Here is a 6,860-nt window from a genome sequence, read left to right as displayed (position 1 = left end):
AAAAACTGTCCTTGCGTGGGGGCAACGCCTGATGCCCACCCTGATGGTCATGGCCGGCGGTACCGGCGGCCACATCTACCCTGGCCTCGCGGTGGCCGATGCGCTGCGCGAGCGGGGCTGGAAGGTCGTCTGGATGGGCAACCCGGATGGCATGGAGGCGCGCATCGTCCCGGCCAGCGGCTACGAGGTCGCCTGGGTGCGCTTCACCGCGCTGCGGGGCAAGGGGCTGCTGCGCAAGCTGCTGCTGCCCTTCAACCTGCTGAAGGGCTTTGCCCAGGCGCTGGCGCAGATCCGTCGCGTGCGGCCCGATGTGGTGCTCGGCATGGGCGGCTACGTCACCTTTCCGGGCGGCATGATGGCGGCCCTGCTGGGGCGGCCGGTGGTCGTCCACGAACAAAACTCTGTCGCCGGCCTCGCCAACCGGGTGCTGGCGGGCGTGGCCGACAAGGTCGTCACGGGCTTTCCCGGTGTGCTCAAGAAGGGCGAATGGCTGGGCAACCCGGTGCGTGCCGACATCACCGCGGTGGCGCCGCCGGCCGTGCGCTTCGCCGGCCGCTCCGGGCCGCTGAAGGTGCTGGTGGTCGGCGGCAGCCTGGGCGCCGCGGCGCTCAACGAGGCGATGCCGAAGGCGCTGGCGCTGCTCGCGCCGGAAGATCGTCCGCTGGTCACCCACCAGGCGGGCACCAGGCAGATCGAGGCGCTGCGGGCCGGCTACCAGGCCGCCGGCGTCGGCGGCGAGCTGCTGCCCTTCATCGACGACATGGCCGCGCGTTATGCCGGCGCCGACCTGGTGATCTGCCGCGCCGGCGCCCTCACGGTGGCCGAGCTTGCCGCAGTGGGCGTCGCCAGCGTGCTGGTGCCTTTCCCCCATGCGGTGGATGACCACCAGACCGGCAACGCCCGCTTTCTGGCCGATGCCGGCGCAGCCCTCCTGCTGCCCCAGACCGAACTGACGCCGCAGCGCCTGGCCGCGCTGCTGCAGGACATGACCCGCGAGCGCCTGCTGACGATGGCTGAGAAGGCCCGCAGCTGCGCCAAGCCGGACGCCACGGCCCGCGTTGCCGACGTGTGCGCCGGCCTCGCCCGCTGATTGAAGAAACGGAAATCGACGTGAAACACAAAGTCAAAAGCATTCATTTCGTCGGTATCGGCGGCGCTGGCATGAGCGGCATCGCCGAGGTGCTGCTCAACCTCGGTTACGAGGTCAGCGGCTCCGACCTGGGCGACAACGCCGCCACCCGTCGCCTGAAAGCCCTCGGGGCCCGGGTGATCCAGGGCCACGCCGCCGACAACGTGCTCGATGCCGATGCGGTGGTCACCTCCACCGCCGTCAAGGGTGACAACCCGGAAGTCATCGCCGCCCGCGCCCGCAACATTCCGGTGGTGCCCCGCGCGCAGATGCTCGCCGAGCTGATGCGCCTCAAGCAGGGCATCGCCATCGCCGGCACCCACGGCAAGACCACCACCACCTCGCTGGTGGCGAGCATCCTCGCCGAGGGCGGGCTCGACCCGACCTTCGTGATCGGCGGCAAGCTCAACGCCGCGGGTGCCAACGCGCGCCTGGGCAAGGGCGATTTCCTGGTGGCCGAGGCCGACGAGTCCGACGCGTCCTTCCTGTTGTTGACGCCGGTGCTGTCGGTGGTCACCAACATCGACGCCGACCACATGGAAACCTACGGCCACGACTTCGCCCGGCTCAAGCAGTCCTTCGTGGATTTCCTGCAGCACCTGCCCTTCTATGGCGTCGCGGTGCTGTGCGACGACGACAAGCACGTGCGCTCGATCATGCCGCTGGTGTCCAAGCAGATCGTCCGCTATGGCTTCTCCGAATCCGCCAATGTGCGCGCCGAGAACATCCACGCCGAGGAAGGCCGCATGGTCTTCGACGTGGTGCGCGTCAATGGCACCACCAGCCGCCTGTCCGTAACCCTCAACCTGCCGGGCCGCCATAACGTGCTCAATGCGCTGGCGGCCATCGCGGTGGCCACCGAAGTGGGCGTCTCCGACGAGGCCATCGTCAAGGCCCTGGCCGAGTTCAAGGGTGTCGGCCGGCGCTTCCAGCGCTATGGCGAGGTGGCCCTGCCGAACGGCGGCACAGCAACCGTGATCGACGACTACGGCCATCACCCGGTCGAGATGGCGGCCACCATCGCCGCCGCCCGCGGGGCCTTCCCGGACAAGCGCCTGATGCTGGCCTTCCAGCCCCATCGCTACACGCGCACCCGGGATTGTTTCGAAGATTTCGTGAAGGTCCTGTCCACCGTCGATGCGCTGCTCCTCGGCGAGGTGTATGCCGCCGGTGAGCCGCCCATCGTGGCCGCCGATGGCCGCTCGCTGGCGCGGGCGCTGCGGGTGGCGGGCAAGATCGAGCCGGTGTTCGTGGAGAACATCGAAGAGATGCCGGGGGCGATTTTGTCCGCGGCGCAGGATGGCGACGTGGTGATCACCATGGGTGCCGGCAGCATCGGCGGCGTGCCGGGCAAATTGGTGAATGGCGAGGTTTGAAGTGACTGAAGCGACGACGGCGGTGGCCGGCAAATTTGGCAAGGTGGCGGTGCTGCTGGGTGGCAACTCGGCAGAGCGCGAGATCTCCCTGATGTCTGGCGGCGCCGTGCTGGCGGCCCTGCAGGCGGCGGGTGTCGACGCCCACGCCTTCGACCCCGCCGAGCGGGATCTGCACATCCTCAAGGAAGAGGGGTTCGATCGCGCCTTCATCGCGCTGCACGGCCGCGGCGGCGAGGACGGCACCGTGCAGGGCGCCCTCGAGCTGATGGGGATCCCCTATACCGGCAGCGGCGTGATGGCCTCGGCCATCGCCATGGACAAGTGGCGCACCAAGCTGGTGTGGCTGGCCGCCGGCCTGCCCACGCCGCGCTTCGCGATCCTCGACGCCAGCACCGACTGGGACGCCGTGGTGGCCGACCTGGGCCTGCCGATCTTCGTCAAGCCGGTGCATGAAGGCTCCAGCATGGGCGCCACCAAGGTCACCGAGGCTGGCCAGCTGAAGGGCGCCTGGGAGCTGGCTGCCAGGTTCGATTCGCTGGTGCTGGCCGAGGAGTTCGTCACCGGTCAGGAACTCACCGCGCCCTTCCTGGGTGAGCGGGCGCTGCCGCTGGTGCGCATCGTCGCGCCGGGGGGCAACTACGACTACCAGAACAAGTACTTCACCGACGACACCCAGTATTTCTGCCCGAGCGGCCTGCCTGAAGCGCAGGAGCGTGAGATCCAGGCTGCCATCGTACGCTGCGCCAAGGTGCTCGGCTGCCGCGGCTGGGGCCGGGCCGACCTGATCCTGCGGGACGACGGCAGCTTCACGCTCCTCGAGATCAACACCGCGCCGGGCATGACCAACCACTCGCTGGTGCCGATGTCGGCGCGGGTGGCGGGCTTGTCCTTCGAAGCCCTGTGCCTCGAGATTCTGTCCGGAGCGCGCCTTGGCTGACGAGCGCAACACCTCCAACGTTCCGCCCGAGCCCGGCGCCAAGCCCGGCTCGGGGAGGCGCGCGCGTGCCGCGCGTCCGGCGCGGGCGGTGGAGGGCAACGGCCTGTGGGACAGGCCGCAGCTGCTCAATCTCATCTCCGACGTGCTGATGGTCGTCGGGGCCGCGGGCCTCGGCTATGCCGCGGTGGCGGCCCTGTCGCGCCTGCCAGCGTTCCCGCTGCGCGAGGTGGTGGTGATGACGCCGCTGGCTCAGGTGACCAACGCCCAGCTCGAATACGTGGCGCGCTCGTCGCTGCGCGGCAATTTCTTCACCGTGGACCTCGATGATGTCCGCGCCTCCTTCGAGAAGCTGCCCTGGGTGCGCCGCGCCGACGTGCGCCGGCGTTGGCCGGGGGGCGTCGAGGTGCGCCTCGAGGAGCACGTGGCCTCGGCCTACTGGCGCGTCGGCGAAACCGGCGACATGCGCCTGGTTAACCGCTACGGCGAAGTCTTCAGCGCCGCCAGCAACGCCAAGATGCCGGTCTTCAGCGGGCCGGAAGGCTCGTCCAGCGTGCTGCTGGCCAAGTTCGACGAGTTCACCGGCAAGCTCGGCCCGCTGGGCAAGCAGCTGGTGGGCGTCTCACTGTCGGCCCGGGAAGCCTGGCAGCTCAAGCTGGACGACGGCCTGACCATCGAGCTGGGCCACGATCAGGTGAAGGCGCCCATCGATGAACGGCTGGCGCGCTTCGTGCGCCATTACCCGAAGGCCCGCACCGAGCTGAACATGAATGTGGCGGTGGTGGATCTCCGCTACCCCAGTGGATTTGCCCTCAGGCCCATCGTCCCCGAGGGGCTGGCGGGCAAGCAAGAAAAAAAAGGTAAGCGATGAGTAAAGAATACAAAGAACTGATCGTCGGCCTCGATATCGGCACTTCCAAGATCACCTGCGTGGTCGCCGAGCTCAAGCCGGACGGGCGCATGGAGGTGGTCGGCCTGGGCTCGCAGCCCTCGTCGGGCCTCAAGAAGGGGGTCGTCGTCAACATCGAGGCCACCGTGGATGCGATCAGCCGGGTCATCCAGGAAGTCGAGCTGATGGCCGAGTGCAAGATCCGCGATGTGTACACCGGCATCGCCGGCAGCCACATCCGCAGCTTCAACTCGAACGGCATGGTGGCGATCAAGGATAAAGAGGTCTCGCCCCTCGACGTGGAGCGGGTCATCGAGACCGCCCGGGCGATGCCGCTGCCGGCCGACCAGCAGATCCTGCACATCCTGACCCAGGAGTTCGTCATCGACGGTCAGGACGGCGTGCGTGAGCCGATCGGCATGAGCGGTGTGCGCCTCGAGGTGAAGGTGCACATCGTCACCGGCGCCGTGTCGGCGGCCCAGAACATCGTCAAGTGCGTGCGCCGCTGCGGCCTCGAGGTGCTCGATCTGGTACTCCAGCCGCTCGCCTCGAGCTACGCGACCCTCTCCGAGGACGAGAAGGAGCTGGGCGTGTGTCTGGTGGACGTGGGCGGCGGCACCACCGACCTCGCGGTGTTCACCCAGGGCGCGATCCGCCACACCGCGGTGATCCCCATCGCCGGCGACCAGGTCACCAACGACATCGCCGTCGCGCTGCGCACGCCTACCGCCGACGCCGAGGAGATCAAGATCCGTCACGGCGTGGCGATGCACACGCTGGCCGACGCCTCAGAGATGATCGAGGTGCCCGGCGTGGGCGACCGCCCGCCGCGCAAGCTGTCCCGGCAGGCCCTGGCTGACGTCATCGAGCCGCGGGTGTGCGAGCTCTACGAGCTGGTCCAGGCCGAGCTGCGCCGCAGCGGCTACGAAGAGCTGCTGTCGTCGGGCATCGTGCTGTCCGGTGGCGCGGCGGTGATGCAGGGCATGGTCGAGCTTGGCGAAGAGGTCTTCCACATGCCGGTGCGCATCGGCTATCCGCGCTACGACGGCCCCCTCTCAGAGGTGGTTTGCGAGCCGCGCTACGCCAACGCGATGGGCCTGGTGATGGAGGGCGCAGCCCAAAAACGCCGCGGCCTGCAGGCCCGCCAGACGCGCAATGTGGGGCAGGTGTTTTCGAGAATGCGCTCCTGGTTCGAGCGTAATTTCTGAGCTTGGATCCAGCCCACCATTTTGGGCTGGATGTAAAAGAATCACGCTCTGTGCAGGGTTTATTTAGTTGTAAAATGTTGGCCCCGATACTAAATAACCCACCCCTGTGCGGATCGGCAATGTAATTGCAGTTAATTTTGGAGGCGCGTTAAATGTTTGAAATTGTTGAGAAGGCATCGGGTGGCACGAGCATCAAGGTGATCGGTGTCGGCGGCGCCGGCGGCAATGCCGTCGACCACATGATCCGCGAAGGTGTGCAGGGCGTTGATTTCATCACCGCCAACACCGACGCCCAGGCCCTGTCCCGCTGCCTGGCCCCGACCAAGGTCCAGCTCGGCAAGACCGGCCTGGGCGCCGGCTCGAAGCCGGAAGCTGGCCGTGCGGCCGCCCAGGAATCCCGCGACGCCATCGCCGCGGCCCTCGAAGGCGCCCACATGTGCTTCATCACCGCCGGCATGGGCGGTGGCACCGGCACCGGCGCCGCTCCCGTGGTGGCCGAGATCGCCAAGGAGATGGGCATCCTCACCGTCGCGGTGGTGACCAAGCCCTTCGACTTCGAGAACCGCATCCGCGTTGCCGAGAGCGGTGTCGAGGAGCTCTCCAAGCAGGTCGACTCGCTGATCGTCGTGCTCAACGACAAGCTGCTCGAAGTGTATGGCGACGACGCCGGCTTCGAGGATTGCTTCCGCTCCGCCGACAACGTGCTGACCAGCGCCGTGGGCGGCATCGCCGAGATCATCAATGTGCCGGGCCTCGTCAACGTCGACTTCCAGGACGTGCGCACCGCGATGGCCGAGATGGGCCGCGCGATGATGGGCTCTGCCCAGGCCTCCGGCCTCGATCGTGCCCGCATCGCCGCCGAACAGGCCGCCGTGTCGCCGCTCCTTGAGGGCACCGAGTTGTCCGGCGCCCGTTGCGTGCTGATCAACATCACCGCCAGCCGCAACCTCAAGATGTCCGAAGTGCGTGACGCCGTGAAGACCGTGCAGGCCTTCGCTGCCTCCGAAGCCTTCGTGAAGTACGGCACCGTCTTCGACGAGAACATGGAAGACCGCATCCGCGTCACCGTGGTCGCCACCGGCCTCGGCGCCGTGCGCGCTGCGGCCATGCCGCGCAAGATGGAAGTGATCCGTACCGGTACCGACAACGTGAGCATGGAGATCGACTACGGCAACCTCGAGCTGCCGGCCGTGATCCGCCGCACCTCGCGCACCACCGTCGAGGCGATGAGCGCCAACGGCATGTCCACGCTGGACATCCCGGCCTTCCTGCGCAAGCAGGCGGACTGACCCGTCCGGGGCCGCTCCCGCGGCCATCGTGAAAC

6 protein-coding genes are annotated in these 6,860 nt (G+C 67.8%); all 6 read left to right on the top strand.

Going from position 1 to position 6,860, the window contains the following annotated elements; all coding sequences use genetic code 11:
* Positions 1-31 precede the first annotated feature (31 nt).
* The 6 genes from murG (at position 32) to ftsZ (ending at position 6,825) form a co-directional block, all read left to right on the top strand.
* A complete protein-coding gene (gene murG / locus ZRA01_RS12825) occupies positions 32-1,090 on the top strand; it encodes an undecaprenyldiphospho-muramoylpentapeptide beta-N-acetylglucosaminyltransferase (protein WP_141352788.1) in 1,059 nt (352 codons plus the stop codon).
* Positions 1,091-1,110: 20 nt separating this feature from the next.
* Entirely contained in the window at positions 1,111-2,505 is a 1,395-nt protein-coding gene (gene murC / locus ZRA01_RS12820) for a UDP-N-acetylmuramate--L-alanine ligase (RefSeq protein ID WP_141352786.1), read from the top strand.
* Positions 2,506-2,527: 22 nt separating this feature from the next.
* Complete coding sequence (locus tag ZRA01_RS12815; protein WP_141352797.1) at positions 2,528-3,442, top strand: D-alanine--D-alanine ligase; 915 nt, start codon at positions 2,528-2,530, stop codon at positions 3,440-3,442.
* A complete protein-coding gene (locus tag ZRA01_RS12810) occupies positions 3,435-4,310 on the top strand; it encodes a cell division protein FtsQ/DivIB (RefSeq protein WP_246093664.1) in 876 nt (291 codons plus the stop codon). The genes ZRA01_RS12815 and ZRA01_RS12810 overlap by 8 nt, the downstream gene beginning before the upstream one ends.
* Positions 4,307-5,536, top strand: coding sequence for a cell division protein FtsA (gene ftsA / locus ZRA01_RS12805; protein ID WP_141352784.1), 1,230 nt, complete (start codon positions 4,307-4,309; stop codon positions 5,534-5,536). The genes ZRA01_RS12810 and ftsA overlap by 4 nt, the downstream gene beginning before the upstream one ends.
* A 152-nt stretch (positions 5,537-5,688) precedes the next feature.
* Positions 5,689-6,825, top strand: coding sequence for a cell division protein FtsZ (ftsZ, locus tag ZRA01_RS12800; protein WP_141352782.1), 1,137 nt, complete (start codon positions 5,689-5,691; stop codon positions 6,823-6,825).
* Positions 6,826-6,860: the final 35 nt, after the last annotated feature.

The sequence above is a fragment of the Zoogloea ramigera genome, assembly GCF_006539865.1.
GTDB classification, from domain to species: Bacteria; Pseudomonadota; Gammaproteobacteria; order Burkholderiales; family Rhodocyclaceae; genus Zoogloea; species Zoogloea ramigera.
The sequence above is the reverse complement of the archived record's forward strand: the minus strand, read 5'-3'. Positions and strand labels throughout refer to the sequence as shown.

Bases quoted from the DNA above. Each gene is read 5' to 3' on its own strand.
- murG (WP_141352788.1), top strand. From the start codon at position 32: ATGCCCACCCTGATGGTCATGGCCGGCGGTACCGGCGGCCACATCTAC.
- ftsA (WP_141352784.1), top strand. From the start codon at position 4,307: ATGAGTAAAGAATACAAAGAACTGATCGTCGGCCTCGATATCGGCACT.
- ftsZ (WP_141352782.1), top strand. From the start codon at position 5,689: ATGTTTGAAATTGTTGAGAAGGCATCGGGTGGCACGAGCATCAAGGTG.